20 protein-coding genes are annotated in these 19,443 nt (G+C 34.9%); 11 read left to right on the top strand and 9 right to left on the bottom strand.

Going from position 1 to position 19,443, the window contains the following annotated elements; translation table 11 throughout:
• Nucleotides 1-9 precede the first annotated feature (9 nt).
• The 6 genes from H6F62_RS02535 (at nucleotide 10) to H6F62_RS02560 (ending at nucleotide 5,419) form a co-directional block, all read left to right on the top strand.
• Nucleotides 10-927 (top strand): glycosyltransferase family 2 protein, encoded by a 918-nt coding sequence (locus tag H6F62_RS02535; RefSeq protein WP_190371257.1) that lies wholly within the window; start codon nucleotides 10-12, stop codon nucleotides 925-927.
• A gap of 66 nt (nucleotides 928-993) precedes the next feature.
• The gene (locus H6F62_RS02540; RefSeq protein ID WP_190371258.1) at nucleotides 994-1,848 is read left to right on the top strand and encodes a glycosyltransferase family 2 protein; all 855 of its coding nucleotides are present in this window, start codon (nucleotides 994-996) and stop codon (nucleotides 1,846-1,848) included.
• 12 nt (nucleotides 1,849-1,860) lie between these two features.
• The gene (locus H6F62_RS02545) at nucleotides 1,861-2,928 is read left to right on the top strand and encodes a glycosyltransferase family 1 protein (protein WP_190371259.1); all 1,068 of its coding nucleotides are present in this window, start codon (nucleotides 1,861-1,863) and stop codon (nucleotides 2,926-2,928) included.
• 213 nt (nucleotides 2,929-3,141) lie between these two features.
• Nucleotides 3,142-3,558 (top strand): XisH family protein, encoded by a 417-nt coding sequence (locus H6F62_RS02550; protein WP_190371260.1) that lies wholly within the window; start codon nucleotides 3,142-3,144, stop codon nucleotides 3,556-3,558.
• Nucleotides 3,546-3,881: a XisI protein gene (locus tag H6F62_RS02555; RefSeq protein WP_137909152.1), complete on the top strand. Its 336-nt coding sequence runs from the start codon at nucleotides 3,546-3,548 to the stop codon at nucleotides 3,879-3,881. Before H6F62_RS02550 ends, H6F62_RS02555 begins: the two co-directional genes overlap by 13 nt.
• Nucleotides 3,882-4,039: 158 nt before the next feature.
• Nucleotides 4,040-5,419, top strand: a complete 1,380-nt coding sequence (locus H6F62_RS02560; RefSeq protein WP_190371261.1) for a carotenoid oxygenase family protein — start codon at nucleotides 4,040-4,042, stop codon at nucleotides 5,417-5,419.
• A gap of 52 nt (nucleotides 5,420-5,471) precedes the next feature.
• Here H6F62_RS02560 and H6F62_RS02565 read toward each other — a convergent pair whose 3' ends face one another.
• Together H6F62_RS02565 and H6F62_RS02570 are read right to left on the bottom strand one after the other, a co-directional pair.
• Nucleotides 5,472-7,094, bottom strand: a complete 1,623-nt coding sequence (locus H6F62_RS02565) for an SDR family NAD(P)-dependent oxidoreductase (RefSeq protein WP_190371262.1) — start codon at nucleotides 7,092-7,094, stop codon at nucleotides 5,472-5,474.
• Between the two features lie 149 nt (nucleotides 7,095-7,243).
• Nucleotides 7,244-8,740, bottom strand: coding sequence for an HlyD family efflux transporter periplasmic adaptor subunit (locus tag H6F62_RS02570; protein ID WP_190371280.1), 1,497 nt, complete (start codon nucleotides 8,738-8,740; stop codon nucleotides 7,244-7,246).
• 452 nt (nucleotides 8,741-9,192) lie between these two features.
• Here H6F62_RS02570 and H6F62_RS02575 point away from each other — a divergent pair, with 452 nt between their 5' ends.
• Entirely contained in the window at nucleotides 9,193-10,053 is an 861-nt protein-coding gene (locus tag H6F62_RS02575) for an alpha/beta hydrolase (protein ID WP_190371263.1), read from the top strand.
• Between the two features lie 85 nt (nucleotides 10,054-10,138).
• Here the strand turns inward: H6F62_RS02575 and H6F62_RS02580 are convergent, their stop codons facing one another.
• From H6F62_RS02580 to H6F62_RS02590, 3 genes are all read right to left on the bottom strand, one after another.
• Complete coding sequence (locus H6F62_RS02580; RefSeq protein ID WP_137909148.1) at nucleotides 10,139-10,504, bottom strand: hypothetical protein; 366 nt, start codon at nucleotides 10,502-10,504, stop codon at nucleotides 10,139-10,141.
• 140 nt (nucleotides 10,505-10,644) lie between these two features.
• Nucleotides 10,645-10,881 (bottom strand): DNA-directed RNA polymerase subunit omega, encoded by a 237-nt coding sequence (locus H6F62_RS02585; protein ID WP_137909147.1) that lies wholly within the window; start codon nucleotides 10,879-10,881, stop codon nucleotides 10,645-10,647.
• Nucleotides 10,882-10,901: 20 nt separating this feature from the next.
• Complete coding sequence (locus tag H6F62_RS02590; RefSeq protein ID WP_190371264.1) at nucleotides 10,902-11,243, bottom strand: hypothetical protein; 342 nt, start codon at nucleotides 11,241-11,243, stop codon at nucleotides 10,902-10,904.
• A 107-nt stretch (nucleotides 11,244-11,350) separates the two neighbouring features.
• On the opposite strand from H6F62_RS02590, the gene H6F62_RS02595 reads away from it, so the two are divergent.
• The gene (locus H6F62_RS02595) at nucleotides 11,351-12,139 is read left to right on the top strand and encodes a TIGR01548 family HAD-type hydrolase (protein ID WP_190371265.1); all 789 of its coding nucleotides are present in this window, start codon (nucleotides 11,351-11,353) and stop codon (nucleotides 12,137-12,139) included.
• 28 nt (nucleotides 12,140-12,167) lie between these two features.
• On the opposite strand, the gene H6F62_RS02600 is transcribed toward H6F62_RS02595, so the two are convergent.
• From H6F62_RS02600 to ruvB, 4 genes are all read right to left on the bottom strand, one after another.
• Nucleotides 12,168-12,305 (bottom strand): type I restriction enzyme endonuclease domain-containing protein, encoded by a 138-nt coding sequence (locus H6F62_RS02600; protein ID WP_190371266.1) that lies wholly within the window; start codon nucleotides 12,303-12,305, stop codon nucleotides 12,168-12,170.
• 42 nt (nucleotides 12,306-12,347) lie between these two features.
• A complete protein-coding gene (locus H6F62_RS02605) occupies nucleotides 12,348-13,148 on the bottom strand; it encodes a tetratricopeptide repeat protein (protein ID WP_190371267.1) in 801 nt (266 codons plus the stop codon).
• 175 nt (nucleotides 13,149-13,323) lie between these two features.
• Nucleotides 13,324-15,747, bottom strand: coding sequence for a WD40 repeat domain-containing protein (locus tag H6F62_RS02610; RefSeq protein ID WP_190371268.1), 2,424 nt, complete (start codon nucleotides 15,745-15,747; stop codon nucleotides 13,324-13,326).
• A 98-nt stretch (nucleotides 15,748-15,845) separates the two neighbouring features.
• Nucleotides 15,846-16,946: a Holliday junction branch migration DNA helicase RuvB gene (gene ruvB / locus H6F62_RS02615; RefSeq protein ID WP_137909253.1), complete on the bottom strand. Its 1,101-nt coding sequence runs from the start codon at nucleotides 16,944-16,946 to the stop codon at nucleotides 15,846-15,848.
• Nucleotides 16,947-17,506: 560 nt separating this feature from the next.
• Between ruvB and hisF the strand changes: the two genes are divergently transcribed.
• The 3 genes from hisF to H6F62_RS02630 all read left to right on the top strand — a co-directional run bounded on the left by hisF (nucleotide 17,507) and on the right by H6F62_RS02630 (nucleotide 19,417).
• Complete coding sequence (gene hisF / locus H6F62_RS02620) at nucleotides 17,507-18,280, top strand: imidazole glycerol phosphate synthase subunit HisF (RefSeq protein WP_137909252.1); 774 nt, start codon at nucleotides 17,507-17,509, stop codon at nucleotides 18,278-18,280.
• A 100-nt stretch (nucleotides 18,281-18,380) separates the two neighbouring features.
• The gene (locus H6F62_RS02625) at nucleotides 18,381-18,572 is read left to right on the top strand and encodes a hypothetical protein (protein ID WP_028084026.1); all 192 of its coding nucleotides are present in this window, start codon (nucleotides 18,381-18,383) and stop codon (nucleotides 18,570-18,572) included.
• A 158-nt stretch (nucleotides 18,573-18,730) separates the two neighbouring features.
• On the top strand, nucleotides 18,731-19,417 hold the full coding sequence (locus H6F62_RS02630) for a hypothetical protein (RefSeq protein WP_137909251.1): 687 nt from the start codon (nucleotides 18,731-18,733) through the stop codon (nucleotides 19,415-19,417).
• Nucleotides 19,418-19,443 lie beyond the last annotated feature (26 nt).

The following is a 19,443-nucleotide window of genomic DNA, read 5'->3' on the forward strand; positions in this document are numbered from 1 at the left end:
ATTAAAGCTATGCAATCAAAAGTAGCCGCTTATATAACTTGTTATCAAGATCAAGAATCCGCTAATAGGTGTATTCAAGCTATTGAAGCCCAATCAATTAAAGTTATAGCTATATATATAGTAGATAACTCTGAAAAACCATTACTACTTCATAGTAATAGGAATCTATTATTAATTCATCACTATCCCCAGAATATTGGAATTTCCGAAGGTTTAGTAAAAGCATTAGCATGGGCTATTGATCAAAAATATGATTTTCTATGGACATTTGATCAAGATAGTATTCCTACACCAAATTGCTTAGAGATTTTACTCAAAACCTATTATCAATTATTTCAAAAACATAATTACAAAATTGGTATTATCGCTCCTACTCCTTGTGACGCTAGATCCTGTAAAATTATAGAAGGTGCAATTTTTGATTATGATCATTTCATAGGAGTTAAACATGATAGTAATGTTGATTTTTATGAATGTGATTCACCAATAACTTCTGGATCTTTAATTTCTTTAGCGGCTGCTCAAACTATTTCTCCTCCTTGTGCTGACTTGTTTATTGATGGTGTTGATTTTGATTATGGTTTAAGACTTACAAAAAAAGGTTTTCATAATTTGATTGTCACTCAAGCAATTATGTACCATAATTTTGGCAATCCTGTAGAAGTAAAATTTTTTCATAAAAAACGTTATCTACAAAAATACTCAGCTTTACGCCATTATTATATATGTCGGAATCATACTTATTTAGAAACCAGATTTTCACAAGGTTATTATCGTTTGACTAGTTTCTTTAAAAGAATCAAATATATGAATTTTACTATTTTAAAAATAATGCTATATGATTCTGAAGATAAACAATTAAAAATATGGGCTTGTCTATTAGGAACTTATCATGGCTTCATAGGTAAACTTGGTAAGACTTGGTAATTAATATCCTCATTACACAACGTTTAAATATTTGTTCTAAAATAATTATTTTAAAAGAAACTTATTATGATATATTTTTTAACAGTTAACTATTACTCGACCAATCTAATAACTAAATTAATAGGTTCTCTGCCATCTTGTTCAGATAGTAACTATCAAGTTATTATCATTAATAATTCACCTGATGATAATTCAATTAATAAACTTAAAAATCAATCAACAATAATTATTGAAGCAGAAAAAAATCTTGGTTTTGCTAGTGCTTGTAATTTAGGTCTACAATGGATTTACAATCAAGATAAACAAGCAATTGTTTGGATAATTAATCCAGATGCTTATTTACCAGGAAATACTTTAGAACAAGCTCAATTATTTTTCGATTCACATCCAGAATTATCAATTTTAGGGACAATTATTTATACTCCTGAAAACAAAATATGGTTTGCTGGTGGTCAGTTTATTCCTGAAAATGGCGCGATTTTAGAAGTAGATTTATTAACTAATACAGATACAGATTATACTAATTGTGATTGGGTTTCAGGTTGTAGTTTAATAATTAATTTAAAGAATTTTTCTGAATGTCCTTTATTTGATTATGCTTATTTCCTATATTATGAGGATTTTGATTTTTGCAGACATTATGCTAATCAAGGACATTTAATAGGCATTACTAAAAAGTTTAGTGTCATACATCAACCATCATCAATCACTAATAGAAATATGTTTAATAAAATTAGGTATAGTACCTATAGTTATTTATTAACATTAGAAAAATATACTAATATACAAATTATAATATTAAGACTTAGCAGACTGATTCTTTTTGCTATTATCCTTTTTCCAACTCAGCCTAAAATAGCATTTGGCAAAATTTATGGTATATATGATTATGTTAGAAATAACCGAAAGAATAATAGTTGATATTATAAGAAAATGCAATTACTGATTAATCTTTCATTTTTACTGACCAAACCTACAGGTATTAGCACTTATGCGTTTAATCTTATACCTCATTTAACATCTCTCAATCCTACACTATTAACATCAGAAAAATACCCTAATTATAACTGCTATTCAGTCCCCAATAATCTTACCCCTGCTGAGGGTACAAAAGGACATTTAAACCGCTTAATTTGGACACAATTCCAACTCCCAAAAATCTATCAAAAGCTGAAATCGCAACTTTTATTTTCCCCTATCCCCGAAGCACCTTTATATACTAACTGTCGTTTTATCGTCATGTCCCACGATATGATCCCATTACGCTTTCCGAAACGCTTTTCACCGCTGACACCATATCATCTTTACTATGTTCCCCAAGTTCTTAACCAAGCACAACACATTATTTGTAATTCCCACGCAACAGCTAAAGATTTAGTTGATTTTTTCCATATTCCTAGTAATAAAATCACACCAATTCCCCTAGCTTATGATTCCTCACATTTCCAATTTCTTAATCTTCCCACCCGCAATTACTTTCTATATATCGGTCGTCAAGATCCTTACAAAAACCTGCAAAGATTAATTACCGCTTTTTCCGCATTACCTAAGAGAAATGACTATCAACTATGGTTAGCTGGTCCCTACGATAAACGTTATTCCCCATTGTTAGAAATCCAAACTCAAGAATTAGGCATAAATCATTTAGTAAAATTCCTTAACTATGTACCTTACGACGAATTACCAATAATAATTAATCAAGCAATTGCGCTAGTTTTCCCCACACTTTGGGAAGGTTTTGGTTTACCTGTTTTAGAAGCTATGGCTTGTGGTACTCCGGTTATTACTTCTAATATTTCCTCGCTTCCAGAAGTTGCGGGAGATGGGGCTATTTTAATTAATCCCTATCATATAGAAGAAATTACAGCAGCAATGAAAATGATCATTAATGATTCAGAAACTAGAGAACAACTTTCAGAACAAGGTTTAAAAAGAGTAAATCAATTTAGTTGGGAAAAAACGGGACTGGCCACAGTTGAGGTTTTGAAACAATATCTTTGATGATATCTCACATTCAAATGATACAGCAAGTTTAACTTGAGTGAGGTACACTTTGTGCGGGCAAGATGCCCGCACTACAAGATTTTTATCATTAATATATGTACCTCATAACACCGGGAAGTGCTGTATCATAAAATTATGATAAACTAGGAGAAGAAAAAAAACTAAATCTTGAAATACAAATGATTTTTAACTCATATTCACACAAAAACAATGGCAAAAGATGTTTTTCACCAACAGGTAAAAAATGCTTTAATAAAAGAAGGATGGAATATTACCCATGACCCCTTGACGATTCGCATTAGTGAAGCAGTCAAACTCCAAATTGATTTAGCCGCAGAAACCACCATAGCCGCAGAAAGGGACTCAGAAAAAATTGCTGTAGAAATTAAAAGCTTTATTGGAGATTCAGATATCAGTAGTTTCCATACAGCATTAGGTCAATATCTTAACTATAGCCAAGCACTTGAAGAACAAGAACCAAACCGAATTGTTTACTTAGCCATTCCTTTTGAGACTTATTACGACTTTTTTCAACTTCCATTTATCCAACGAATGCTACAGCGATATCAAGTCAAGCTGATAATTTATGATCCCAAACAGGAGGAAGTTCGACAATGGATAAAATAGAAAAGTATAGACAATTTATCACCCAAATTTTAACAGAACACGCCCAGATTTGTACCACCAATGATACAGTCAAAGCACAACTAATATTTGATAGTGAACATGACCATTACCAACTCAATTATATCGGATGGCAAGGGGATAAACGAGTGTTTGGACCAGTGATGCACTTTGACATTGAAGACGGCAAAATTTGGATTCAGTACAACGGAACTGAGGAATCTATAGCTGAAAGATTAGTGCAAATGGGTGTACCAAATTCAGATATTGTTCTTGGTTTTCATTCTGCTTTTAAACGGCAATTTACACCTTATGCAGTGCAGTAAGGGAAGGTTTGTAACATTCTACGCGCTAAAAATGAGAAATGCCATTACTCACTAATCTTTCATTCTGACTTTAACAGTCAAGATGTTACGGTTTTTTCTGGCAGAAATAGCAAAACATAATTATATTAATTACAGTTCTCTTATTTAATGGACTGATTATGACCACATTAGCAGCAGCAAATCCCTATTTACAAGGGAATTTTGCACCCATAAACACGGAAATTACCACTGATACCTTAGAAGTAATTGGAGAATTACCTCCAGAATTATCAGGGATGTTTGTCCGTAATGGTCCCAACCCCCAACGAAATCCCATTGGTCAATATCACTGGTTTGATGGTGATGGAATGTTGCATGGTGTACAGCTTCATCATGGTAAAGCTACTTACAAAAATCGTTATGTGAGAACGAAGGGATGGAATATTGAACATGAAGCGGGTAAGGCTATATGGACTGGAATGTTAGAACCACCACAATTAGACAACCCCCACGGTATTAGTAAAAATACTGCTAATACAGCCCTTGTATGGCATAATAAACAACTTTTAGCATTATGGGAAGGAGGTGCGCCCCATCATATTAGTATTCCTGATTTAGAGACTATTGGAGAATACACTTATAATGATAAACTAGTTTCTGCTTTTACTGCCCATCCCAAGGTAGATCCAGTGACAGGGGAAATGATGTTTTTTGGTTACGGTTTTAGACCGCCTTATCTACAATATGGCATAGTTTCTGCCCAAGGTGAGCTATTATCAACAGTACCAATAGAAATACCAATGGCTGTAATGATGCACGATTTCGCCATTACGGAAAATTATAGCATTTTCATGGATTTACCTCTCACATTTAGCGTGGAACGAATGCAGCGGGGAGAACCAATGTTAATGTTTGAAAAAGATCGCCCCAGTCGCTTTGGTATCATACCTCGTCATGGTGACAACAGCAATATTCGCTGGTTTGAATGTCCTTCTTGCTATGTCTTCCACACCCTCAACGCTTACGAAGCTGGAGACGAGGTGGTACTTATTGCTTGTCGCATGAATTCTACTAATGTCCTTATTTCTAATGATACATACAGTGATCCCCTAGAAGGTATCCCTTTTTTACACCGTTGGCGCTTTAACCTTTCCACGGGTAGAGTCACGGAAGAACAATTAGATGATGTACCTGGAGAATTTCCCCGTGTTAATGAAAACCTGTTAGGTAGAAAAACTCAGTATGGCTACGTGGGAAAAATAGTATATTCTCAAAATCCTTTATTTGAGGGTGTCATTAAATACGACTTGGAAAAGGGTACATCCCAAACCCATGAATTTGGTAAAAATCGTCATGGTGGAGAATCAGTATTTGTACCATCTCCTAATGCTACTGCTGAAGATGCAGGATGGTTGATGACATTTGTTTATGATGAAAATTCCCAAAGGTCGGAACTCTTAGTTATTAATGCTGAAGATATGACCAGCGAACCGATAGCGCGGGTAATTATTCCTCAGCGTGTACCCTATGGATTTCATGGTACCTGGATATCCTATTAGGAGGATAGCAACAGGAAGGTTTTTAACTTTTTAACTAATTATGAAATATTCACTAAGGTAAGGGTGAGGTTAAGTTAGTCTTACCTTTTTTTTGAGATTGTAAAATTATCGGTTTGTGATCATTAGACGTATAACCAGGTAAAATTTCTACCCCAAGCTGAGTTAACCTCAATGTTAAAGAAAGCCGTAATTTACCGCTCTGATTACGGATAGAACGATGTATAAGGTTGTCGGTAAATAAGACAAATTCTCCAGGTTTTAGGACTACAGGAATAGCTTTTTTTTCAATTTCATGAGGGATATCAAAAAAGTGATTACCACTAAAAGGATCTGTCATTTTTATCTGACACTTTTGAGAATCATTATGAGGTATATATTCAAAACCATTATGTTCATTAACTTCTGTCAAAGCTATATAAGCATGAATAGTTTTACCATTTCCTTTGAGTAATTTGGGATAAGAATCTTGGTGCCACAAAGGAATTAATTGTTGGGAAGGATAATTTACCCACAATTCTGAGCGCCATAATACCAAATTTTCTCCTAAATATTCAGTCAGCTTTTCTAATAAGCTTTCATTGTGACATAATTGCATGATTATGGGTGAATCTAAATGTCTTTCCATGTAAAAAGATTTTTTAAAACCTTGAAGTATGATCAGCAAAAAAGATCCAAAATCAAATTTGATTAATGATAATAATAGTTGAGTAAATAATATTTTCTTTGGAAATCTGGGCAAGACTTTATTTAAAATATGTTTTGTAATTTCCTCTAGTTCGTTGTTATCTAAATTCAGGGAACTAGGTCCCCAAATACCATCATTTTCATGATAATTAATTGTTTGTAAATTCTGCTGTTGATTGCAACCAGTCCATAATAAACTACGTTGCCATAATTGCTGTAATATTGCTTGATTTCGCGCTATTTTGGGTAATGGAATTTCTTGGTTATGACGGTCTAAGAACTTTCCGGTAATATCTTGATAATCTGGAGAAGTAGTACAAATTAGGGTACTATATGCTCCAGCTGCTGGGGAAATGCCTAAACCTAAATATTTACTAAAATGATGCCAGATAGTAATATTTGATTGCACAAAACCTGGATGAATTGCGTTAACAGTAATTTGAGAATTATTTAATCGTTGAGAAAGTTCTTGGGTTAATAGCAATAAGCAGAGTTTAGAAATGGCATAGAGGTTGAGAAAATTTAATGGTGTTTTTTTAACTAATAAATCCCAGTTAATACTAGTTGGAGATAATGCTAAATCTGAGGATATCATAATAATGCGACCTGGCGCTGATTTTTGCATTTTTTCTAATAATAAATAAGTCAATAAGAAGTGACCTAAATAATTAGTTCCCCAAATAAGTTCAAAACCTTCTTTTGTTGTACCTCTGCGGTTAAATATGCCGGCATTATTGACCAATATATGCAGGGGTAAGTTTTTACTATTGAATATTGTAACACAGTTGCGAACTGAATCTAAGGAAGCTAGATCAAGGGGTAAAAATTCCACGTTTTGATTCCCTGTCGTTTGCTGAATGTATTCTATAGCTTTTGCTGCTTTAGTTGCTAAACGACAAGCAATAAATACATGATTACCTAATTTGGCTAAACCTACAGCCGTCATTAAACCTACACCAGAATTACCACCTGTAACTAGACAAACTTGCATTATTAAACCTCTTGTAAACCTTGATTTATTATCTACATTATATAACAAAAATTGAAATTTTTTCCAGTTTTCTCCAGTCTCTAATAGATAATCTGAAAAAGTTAAGCTATTAGCAAGGAACTAACTAAAGTTAAAGTTCCCTGCGATGATTATCTCACGGAAAATGCCTCGCTGAAACGTCGAGTGATAGGTTCAACAATGAAGGTCAAAACCGATTTTTTGCGAGTGACAATTTCGGCGTTAGCAACCATTCCGGGATTAAATTCTACTTCTTTTCCGCGCACATTTAAAGAATGTTTACTTAACTTAATTCTGGTGGGAAAAACCAAACCTAATTCTTTATCAATTGTCGCATTAGGACTAATTTGTAATACTTGACCTTCAACTACACCAAATTCTTGAAAGGGAAAAGTAGCGATTTTAACTTTCGCTTTCATTCCCTGATTAATAAAGCCAATATCACGGTTAAGAACTTTTACCTCTAGGAGCATTTCTTCTCCTTCTGGTAAAATTGATAATAGTTCTTCTCCAGATTGTACTGGACCTTTAGTAGCTTTAATTTTGTAAATTGTACCAGCAAATGGGGCTTTAATAGTTTCTCCGTCTTTTTGTTTTCTAGCTTGTTCTAATTGACCAGCAACAGTGGTTAATTCTTCTTTGCGTTTGTTGATTTGGGTGAGAATTTCACTTTGACGTTCTGAGGTTAAACGGATATTTTGATTACGTGCTGTTTGATAGGCTTGTTCTGCTTGATTAATTTCTTGAATTTGAGCAGCAATGTCTTTTTCTAAAGATATAATTTTATCTTTGGCTTCTGTGAGATTATTTTGAGTTTTTGTGATTTCATCTGCACTTCTGATCATCTCTGTCTTGGCACGATTTAATCTTTCCTGAGCCTCTAGGTAATCAACTCTGGGTAAAGCGCCTGGTTGCATTAAAGTCCGCAGATTTTCTTCTCTTTGTTGGGCAATTTGTAAATTATTATCTAACATAGAGCGTAGGCTTTTTGTATTTTCTAAGTTTTTTTGAACATTGCTAAAAGTGATTTTAGCATTGGCCAAATTTTCCTGTAAACGACTTAATCTAACTTGGGCTTGATTCATAATTGATTGTTGTCGTTTGGCTTCTGATTCTGCTGCTGCTTGCTTGGCTTTATAGTCTAATAAACGGGAGTTTAAAAGTTCATCTTGGATGATTGTTCCCGCAGTTTTTCCTCCAGAACGTTCGGCTTGTAATCGTTGTAAATCGTCTTCGATTAATTGACTAGATTTAGCTAAACGGTTAACATCTGTTTGTTGAAAATTGGGATCACGTTGAATTAAAATTTGATCTTTAGTAACGCGATCGCCTTCTTTGACTTTTACTGCTAAAATAGAACCATTGCCCAAAGCTGTCACTGGTCTAACTTGGGTAGAAGCAATTAATTCTCCTGTTGCTGTGGCTACTTCATCAATTTCTGAAAAATGCGCCCAGGAAATTGCGCCAAATATGACAACACTAATTGTTCCCGCTAACAATCTTGTGTAAAGTGGTGGTAATTCCTGTACAGCTTTACCCAATTCATAAGACAATTTTTCTTCTGGTTTAGCAAATCGCTCTTTTGTCTGACGCGCTTGTACAGCATTTGCAGCTAGGGAAAATTTCATATTCATAATTGCTGGGGTTTGTTAGTTGTTTTTTATTGAGTTATCCCAATTTTATCTAAGGCTTATAAAACTATAACGGTATGCACTTACATGAGAAAATATTTTCCTCCGACGAGTTTTTATATCTGGAATTAACAAAAGAACTGCTATAAATTCTCAAGGAGAAAACGCCGAACCGAACTTAATAATTTGTATGACCAATAAACAAGGACTAAATGACTAAATAACTAAATATTTAATGGTAATCTATGGGAATATAAAATACTGTTATCTATGTCACCACTTTTAACATATCCAGATCCCCGACTCCTCAAATAAATCGGGGATTTTAAAAACATGAGAGTTTTGAGAAAAATTATCTGTATTTCTTTCTACAGTTAGAAGCAATTTTCTCTACAATGTATTTTAATCAGCTAGTAGCTTACTAGCCAAGGAAATAACCAATTAACTATATGATTTACCACAGCGACGCGATTGCATCTCGCCAAGAAGGCAAATTTTCAGGTGTGGGTGGGCTTGACTTATATTACCAAAGCTGGCATCCTGGGGGGGAAGTCAGGGGAATATTGGCCATTGTACATGGGTTGGGAGGACACAGCGGACTTTACAAAACCATAGTTGAGCATTTGTTACCCAAAGAATATGCGGTTTATGCCTTCGATTTACGTGGTCATGGACGTTCATCCGGTCAAAGAGGTTACATTAATACTTGGGCTGAATTTCGTGATGATTTACAAGCTTTTCTCAAGTTAATTCAACAGCAACAACCAGGATACCCGATTTTCCTGTTGGGACATAGCTTGGGGGGAGTAATTGCATTAGATTATACTCTCCATTATGTCAAAGATCAATCTATATTAGCGGGTGTGATTGGTTTTTCACCTAGTATTGGTCAAGTAGGAGTACCACTGAGTCGCGTAGTTTTAGGTAAGTTATTTTCCCGCGTCTGGCCGCGTTTTTCCTTGCATATTGGCTTAGATTTTAGCGCGGGTTCACGAAATCAGAAAATTTTAGATTCCTATACTCAAGATAAATTACGTCATACCCTCGCTACTGCTAGGTTATCTACAGAGTTTTTTGCTACAGTAGATTGGATTCACACTCACGCGGAAAAATGGCAAGTACCACTGTTAATTTTACATGGTGGTGCTGATAGAATCGCTTTACCAGCAGGAAGTAAAATCTTTTATGAAAAGGTGAATTATCCAGATAAGTTAAGAATTGAATACCCTGGTGGTTATCATAATTTACATGATGATATTAATTATCTTGAGGTAATCACTGATTTAGTGGATTGGATGAATAAACACTAAACTGTCACAAACCCTCAATAAATCTCCACAACAATATCCCGGAATTCTCTCACAAGTCCGGGGTTGTGAAATCTCGATTTTCAAACTAATCATGAATACGAAATAGATAAAAACCAGCAAGTACCAAAATAAAAATCATAGTTGCTGAGTAGACAATTACATCTTTCACCAGAAAGGAAATCCAATCTTTTCTCAATTCTTGTTTAAACTTGAGTTCTCGTAATTTCCGCTCCAGTTCTATATCTTCTTTCTCAGGTAATCTAATGTAAGGACTAATTTCTAAATCATCAATAATCTCTTCTGTTGGCTCTGGATTTTGCCAATTATCTAATGTAGAATTAGATCCAGTAACGATGATTGGCTGATGATCCTGATTTTGATTTTTTATCTCTTTTCTAATTACCTTTTTGACAATTTTGATAATTAGAGTTTCTAAGTTTTTATCCGCCATATTGAGTGAAATTCAATTTATTTATACCATTTCCTACTCCACCAAAGTACAGATTTATCTGCGGTGAACTTCCTCACCTCTCTCCTGGTCGGAGAAAGGCTGGTCAAACCGTTATTCCCTAGCAGAGAATGAGGTTTAAATTATAGTTCACCGATAATTTCCGGCTGATTTAATTCATCAGACATTTCAATAATTGCTCTCAATACGGGCTTCATTATTGAATCTTCGTTATTTTCAAAATCTTCATAACGTCGGCGTTTAGCACGGTTTGCAACTCGCACCGTAATGCGGTAGCGATTTGAGGCCGCACTAATTAGTTCTTCAGCACGGTGCATGATTTGAGACTGAGTTGCCTCGAATTTAGAACGCTTAAGCATAATTGACGACTCTGGAGATTCTATCCCAGTTTACTCGGATTTTTGAATTTAGGATGATTTTTATTTTTTAACCAATATCCTGCGGAAATTTGCCTAATGAGAATGATCAGGCTGATAATTTGCTGTATTTGTTGGATTTGCTGTTGAAGTATCTGATTTTTTAAGTTGAGGTTCTGAATATCTTCTTGAACTAGATAAATATTATCTACTGCTGTATGTAGCACTGCATAACTAGCGCGTTCATATTCATTAAATAAATCTGCTATCAGTGTTAGAGCATCCTTGGCTTGCCATAATTTTTGAGCTAGACAAAGAAGTAGGAGGGAAATAAGAATGTTAATCAGGACAACGAGAGTTACCATTTTTTATGTTGTTTGCCACTGATTTACCATATTATATAGTCGTAACACGCCCTAATCAAATTGGACTACTGTAAAATTTTGTAGATATTACTTTTGCTGTAACTGCCATGACCGTAAACACAAGAACTATCGTTATATTTGATATAGATGGCGTTATCCGTGATGTGAGTGGGTCCTATCGTCGAGCGCTATCAGATACGGTAGAATATTTTACCGGACAAGCTTATCGTCCCACAGCAATGGACATTGACCACCTCAAATCTGAGGGAATCTGGAATAATGATTGGGAAGCCTCCTGGGAGTTAATTTGCCGTCATTTTGTCAGTCAAGGACAGGAGCGGGAACAACTATCATTAGATTATAAAGAGATTGTTACTTATTTTCAAAGCCGTTATCGAGGTACAGATCCTGAAAATTGGAATGGTTATATTTGTCATGAGTCTTTATTAGTAGAGCCTAGTTATTTTCAAGAATTAACGCAAAGTGGTATTGCTTGGGGTTTTTTTAGTGGTGCGACTCGGTTGAGTGCTAAATATGTCTTAGAAAAACGGTTGGGTTTAAAAGCTCCTGTATTAATTGCAATGGAAGATGCACCCGGTAAACCAGATCCTACGGGACTTTTTGCTAGTATTGACCTGTTAACAAATGGTAATGATCAAAAATCAACAGTTGTGTATGTGGGAGACACAGTAGCAGATATGTATACCGTGGCCAAAGCCAAAGCTATAGATAATTCACGGACTTGGTTGAGTGTGGGAGTGTTACCTCCTCACGTTCAGGAAACAGCAGCGGGACGTGAGCATTATGCAGAAATGCTGATGAAATCTGGGGCAAATATCGTATTTAATAATGTACAAGAACTAACAATTAAGACAATTTCCAAATTAGAATCATAATTTTACATCATGTCCCAAAATGCTGTAATCAATGTTGTGTGGAAACCTCAAATTCAGTAAAAACTTTGGCTTGTTCTAAAACCAGTTCCGTTGCTAGAGCTTCCATATCAGGAGGATAGCGATATTTATGCAGTATAATACTTTGCTTCAGTTCTACTTGCGTCATCAGTCCACCTCAGTTTTCCGGTTCTTAATTTGGGAAATGCTCTTATTTTAATTTCAAAAATTTATCTAAGGCTAATACCATACTTGGCGGCCAACGGCGGATATTTGTCACCCAATTTATATCTTTATAACGAATATCTAATCCATAGGCTGCTACCCAATTACTTTCGGCTTCACCTCTATTTCCTGTCACCCAATAGGCTGCTGTTAACGCGGCTCGCATATCAGCAAACCGGGGATATTTACGGACTATATTTCGCATTTCCCGAATTGCTTTTTCTATTTGATTAGTTTCATATAAAGCTAGGGCGTAATTGGCTCTAGCAAAGGCAAAATTGGGGTTGATTTCTGTGGCTTTTTGGTAATCTAAAATGGCTGCTGGCCATTGTCCTAAACCTGCTTTAGCATTACCGCGATTATTATAGCCCATGGCATCTTGGGGATCTAATTCTAACACACGATTATAATCGGCGATCGCTTCTTCCCATCTCCCTAAACCTTCCAATGCTGTGCCGCGATTTAAATAAGGATCTGTCACATTGGGAGCAAGTTCTACGGCTTTATTATAATCAGCTAATGCTGCTGTTAATTTATTTTGACTAACACGAGAATTACCACGATTACTCCATGCTCCTGCATTGCTGGGAAATTTTTCAATGATTTGTGTCCAATAAGTTTCTGCTGTGACAAAATCACCTTTATTTGTGGCTATAAAGGCCTTAGTAGCTAATTCGTCTCCTATTTGTAACTCTTCTGCGGTTATAGTTTGAGTTTGTGCCATAACGGGTGTATTCCAACTAAAAACCATTAACAAACTCAGGAAAATGCTAATTAATTTAATCATCTAAGTAAGTGATATGCAACAATATTTATATTAATAATATAACAAAGAGTGGCAAATGGCGGTTTTTTTTTACAAACCACTCCAGATCGAGAGTACCCAGATGTAATTATAAACCAGATGTAATTATAAAAAAAATAAAAAAGGTGTTAATATCTCCTTTATAATTACTGAGAATTTACTCTAAAGGAAACAAAGCAATTGTTCTATCTTCACTCCCCGCAGCCAATACTTTACCATCTGGACTAAAAGCAATTGAGTTAATTACTGAATCATGGTACTTGATACTGGAAATTTCTTCTCCACTGTCTATTGTCCATATTTTCAGTGTTTTATCTTTACTCGCACTAGCCAATATTTGACCATTGGGACTAAAAGCTAGGGAAGAAATATGATCAGAATGTCCCGATAAGGTTCTTATTTCTTGACTAGTTTCTACATCCCAAAGTTTAATAGTTTTATCTTGACTACCGCTAATTAAAGTTTTCCCGTCTGGACTAAACGCAAGGGAAGTAATTCCTCCAAACCAATCAGAATGTCCTCTTAATGTTTTGACTTGATTTTCAGCTAATACTAAAATTTTGATGGTTTTATCATGACCACCCGCACCACTAGCTAATAGTTTACCGTCGGGACTGAAAGCTACACATAAAACTTCATCTGTATGACCTTGAAAAGAGTAAATTTCTTTTCTTGTTTCTAGTGACCACATTCTTACGGTTTTATCTTTACTACCACTAGCTATCAGTTTTCCTAAGGGACTAAATGCGACAGCATACACTTTCTCTTCATGTCCGATAAATGTGAAAATTGCTAGTCCTAGATTTATGTCCCATAATTTAATTGTTTTGTCATCACTTCCACTGATCAAAAACTGACTATCTGGACTAAAAGCTATTGAATTAATTCCCCTAGACCAACCATATTCTCCATCTCCATGTCCTTCTAAAATAGAATGTTTCTTGGTTGCTAAATCCCACAATATAATGATTTTATCATCACTTCCACTTGCTAAAAGTTTACCATTTGGACTAAAGGCTACGGAGAGAACTTTATTTTTATGTGTTTTGAGATTACTAAAAAATACTAATTTTCCAGTTTTCTCATCTATTAGAGATTTGGGAGGGGTTAGTTCTAGTGTTTCTGCTGTTTCTTGATCATTATCTTTTGGTTGTAAATTTGATTCATTTTCTATCTGTAACGGGTTGAACAAAGTATTTAATCCCCCTAATACATCCAATTTTTCCCAGGATTTGTTAAGAGAATTTTCAATGGAATCCAAGTTATTAATTTGGGAAATATCCTCTATTTTTTGGCTTGTTTCTTCCATGATTGGCTTTGGTTGTAAATTTGATTTATTTTCTACCTGTAACGGTTGTACCAAAGCTGTAAATAAATTATCTAATTCTGTTAACGCATCTAATTTTGTTAATTGTTGGGTAATCACATCAAGGATGTGATGATTTTGGGAAGTTTCAATTTCTTGCTTTTGTTTAATTTCACTTATTTCTTGGTTGTTTTCTGAAATTGTTTGATGTAATTTCTCTGTTGAGTTGTCAATTTCTGTAAATCGGGAATCAATCACTGCAATTTGTTGATTAATCTGGGAAAGTTCCCTATTTTGATTTTGTTGATTATTATTTAATTCTGTTAATTGCTGTAAATTGTTTTGATGGTCACTTTCCATAAAGGTTTCAATTTCTGTAAATCGGGAATCAATCACTGCAATTTGTTGATTAATCTGGGAAAGTTCCCTATTTTGATTTTGTTGATTATTATTTAATTCTGTTAATTGCTGTAAATTGTTTTGATGGTCACTATGGAAAGTGTCCATAAAGGTTTCAATTTCTGTAAATCGGGAATCAATCACTGCAATTTGTTGATTAATCTGGGAAAGTTCCCTATTTTGATTTTGTTGATTATTATTTAATTCTGTTAATTGCTGTAAATTGTTTTGATGGTCACTATGGAAAGTGTCCATAAAGGTTTCAATTTCTGTAAATCGGGAATTAAAGACTTGTATCTGTTGATTAAGTGATGATAATTCAGTTTTCAATTCAGCAATATTGTTTAAATATTCATCTTTTTCAAGATGGGAACTCAAGTTTTCTAGGGAAGTATCTAATTGCTGTAAACGATTATTGACAATTTGAATTTCTTGATTAACTGCGTTAAATTCTGTACTCAATTTTTGGATTGGGATTTGAATTTTCTCGTCAATAATTTGACTAATTTCTTGTTTATAAGTCTCGATTTTCCCCAAACTTTGATTAATTGCAATTTCAATCTTCTGGTCAATAATTTGACTTAATTGTTGTCTCCAAGTTTCGATTTGTTCTAGTCGTTGATTATATGTATTCATGGTTTTATTTAGTTGATCAAATTCTTCATCTGTATTTTGCAAATTTGTCTGTAATTGCTCAAGTGATTGTAATTGGGAATAATGAAACTGAGGACGATTAACTAAATTTAAAGTCACACTTAAACACAAGGGAATAAACCCATAAGCTACTTGTTGCGTCACTGTAGCTACTATTATTCCTAATATTGACAACCCTAAGCATACATACTCGCTAACTTTTAGCCACTGGTGATTATTCATCTTTGCTGGTGTTACTTGTCAAGTAGTGATTATAGCATATACCCGAATTATTTAAGAAGTGAGGGATCTAGATTTTTAGATTTTTACTTTGAATCCACTTACAATAATGATAACTGCTCCTTAGATGGCTTAAAACCCATGTGTTGATAAGCTGCTTTTGTCGCTATTCTACCCCTTTGTGTTCGGCTTAAATAACCTATTTGCATTAGATACGGTTCATAAACTTCTTCAATGGTTTGGGTGTCTTCCCCGGTAGTAGCAGCAATGGTTTCTAAACCCACTGGACCACCATTAAAGTTTTCAATTATTACACTGAGCATTTTTCTGTCTGTCCAATCTAAGCCACAAGGATCAACTTGAAATAACTGTAATGCTTCTGCTGCTACAGCTTCGTTAATTTCTATTAAGAGTTTTACTTCCGCATAATCACGGACTCTTTTTAAGAGTCTGTTAGCAATTCTTGGTGTTCCCCGTGAACGTTTAGCTATTTCCGTAGCCCCATCTAAACTAACTGCGGTCTCTAATAATTCAGCAGTGCGGAGAACAATCTGAGTTAGTTCTTCAACTTCATAAAAGCGTAACTTTTGAATTAAGCCAAAGCGATCGCGTAATGGTGAAGTTAAAGCTCCGACGCGAGTTGTCGCACCTACTAAGGTAAATTTAGATAAAGGTATACTTCTAATTCTGGCGCTAGAACCCTTACCTATGGTAATATCTAGGCGGTAATCTTCCATCGCTGGATACAAGATCTCCTCTGTCATCCGGGATAGACGATGAATCTCATCTATAAATAACACATCTCCCGGTTTGAGGTTGACCAATAACCCCACAATGTCCCGTGGTCTTTCCAAAGCTGGGGCGCTGGTAATTTTGTAGTTTACTCCCATTTCTGATGCTAAAATCATGGCCATTGTGGTTTTACCTAAACCCGGAGGTCCATACAATAACAAATGATCCAAGACCTCACTTCTCGACTTGGCTGCTTTAATGGCTATATCTAAAACATCCTTTAAATCCTGTTGTCCTATGTAGTCAGCAAAACGCTGGGGACGTATACTTTCTTCTGGTTTACCTTGTTCATTAATAGCAGCTTCTGACTGTAACAGATTTTCAGCAGCAGGTACTTTGGCTGATTTCTGTGGCTGTTTTACTTCTTTGTTGGGTTCTGGAGGCTGTTTTTTGGAGGAGATAATTGCCATAATTTTCGCTAATTCAGAAGTTCAGAAATCGGGATTTAGCACCGCTAAACCTTTACAGCAGTCAGGATCTAACACCAGTATAGGATATTTACGGTTACTTTCAATCCAGTGACAATGCCAAAAAATATAAATGTTTACATAAACATTTGTATTTACTTTTTAAGGTAATTTATCTGACTTAGTAGATAAGTATTTGAGTCAAATTAATTCTCTATTTTAGAAACAAAAAATATCATAAAGTATCTGGATTTATTGTCTGTTCTCTATTGGTGGTTTCTTTATTCTCTATTGGTGGTTTCTCTATTTTAAATATACAATTTATTTTGCATCACTACTTACAGGGTTGATAGTTAGTAATTCTGAAAATTTGCAGTTTTAACCCGGAACACTAAAAGAGTAATTGATAATTATTCAGTCCTATTTTGCAATTACACCCATACCTCCTTTAGTATATTTGAGTCTGGACAAAACCCATTGGATCTTGATCCACTCTTGTCATCTATTCCCCAATTGCCTTTACAATTAAAATTCCTAGCAATTACCAGGAGCAAAAAAGTATTATGTTGTCTAAAAGAATCTTACCTTGTCTAGATGTCAAAGCTGGCAGAGTTGTCAAAGGAATTAACTTTGTTGATCTCAAGGATGCGGGTGATCCGGTAGAACTGGCCAGGGTTTATAATGAAGCTGGTGCTGATGAGTTAGTATTTCTAGATATTACAGCCACTCATGAAGACAGAAACACGATTATTGATGTGGTTTACCGGACTGCTGAACAGGTCTTCATTCCCTTGACCGTGGGTGGAGGAATTCAAACCTTAGAAAATGTTAAAGATTTATTACGAGCTGGGGCTGACAAGGTTAGTATTAATTCGGCGGCGGTCAGAAACCCAGATTTAATTAATCAAGCCAGCGATCGCTTTGGAAATCAGTGTATTGTTGTAGCTATTGACGCTAGATGCAGACCTGATACGGAGAATCCGGGCTGGGATGTATATGTTCGCGGTGGTAGAGAAAATACTGGTATAGATGCTTTAGAGTGGGCTAAAGAAGTAACAAAAAGGGGGGCTGGAGAATTATTAGTCACAAGTATGGACGCTGATGGTACTCAAGCTGGTTATGATTTGGACTTGACAAAAGCGATCGCTGATGCTGTGGAAATTCCCATCATTGCTTCTGGTGGTGCTGGAAACTGTGAACACATTCACACTGCTTTAACTCAAGGTAAAGCGGAAGCCGCACTGTTAGCATCATTGTTACATTTTGGACAACTCAGCGTAGCACAAATTAAGAATTATTTGCAAGAACGTAATGTTCCTGTTCGTCTTCCTGCTTGATATCAGATCATAGCGACCAACTACCGCCGTCGAACATCAAACACAGTTTTCTGAAAGAGTGTTAAGATAATGGTACTACTATGAAGAAATATTAAGAAATATGTTGATTCCTATTTTAATCTTTGATGTGGCGCTTGTAGCATGGTCCCTACACCTGATGGAAAAAGCTTTTGAGCATAAAGAATTTTCTTTCATGTTAGCTGGTATGATAGTGGCATTAGCCGCAGTAGCAATGCTGGTGGTCTATTTTCTAATGGGACACTGTATGAGCTATTTGTTACAAATTTCTTAATTAGATCTTAATTAAAATAGAGGTCAAAATGATTCGGTGGACTAGGAAATGATATATAGATAGTTATCATCAACAGAATTAAGAGTTATCTATAGCCATTAGAGAAATTCAATTGTTATATTAAACTAAATCACTAGTATGTTAAGGATTTAGTAACTGTGCGAGATGATTTAGAGGAATTGGATATTAGTCATGAGGAACTGCAAAAATTGACTAACTTACCTGTTAATAATAAATTAATAATTATTACCGATATTATTCAGGAATTAAGTAGACAATTGCTAAAAAAAGTTAAAGGAACAGAAAATCCAACTTTAGTTTTTGCAGGACTTTCTATTTGCGTTTTTATATATCTCTTGGTAAAATCATCATTTTGGATACCATTGATTGTATTTACCTTATGGACGGGGGGAAGTATACAAACTATATTGTATTTACTATGGAAAGGAAAAAGTAGGTTTCTCAAACAACATCAGACAAATTCTTTACGGATTTTATTAAATGATGTAGAAAGATATAATTCCGTGATTAAAGCTATAGATATTAATGACCAAATCGAGGATGCTGGTAATTTAGGAGTGAGTATACAAGAAAGAGAAAAAGTATTAGCAGCACTAGAACTAACGAGGAATGATTTAATCCGCGCTTTAAAGACTGAGAGAATTTTGCGAGAGAATAAAAGTTTTATTATTACCAATTCTGATTTATTTGCTAATAATTTAGCAGCTTTAGCCTCAATGCAAATTACAGAGGAAGCCACAGAACATGGTAAATTATTAAATGAAGCTTTACAAATTTCCTTAGATGTGCAACAGGAAATGAAAAAGTTACAGAATAAGAGTTAAAATCAAAATACAATCATTAGACAATT

This window comes from Anabaena sp. FACHB-1391 (assembly GCF_014696755.1).
Classification (GTDB): Bacteria; Cyanobacteriota; Cyanobacteriia; order Cyanobacteriales; family Nostocaceae; genus Dolichospermum; species Dolichospermum planctonicum.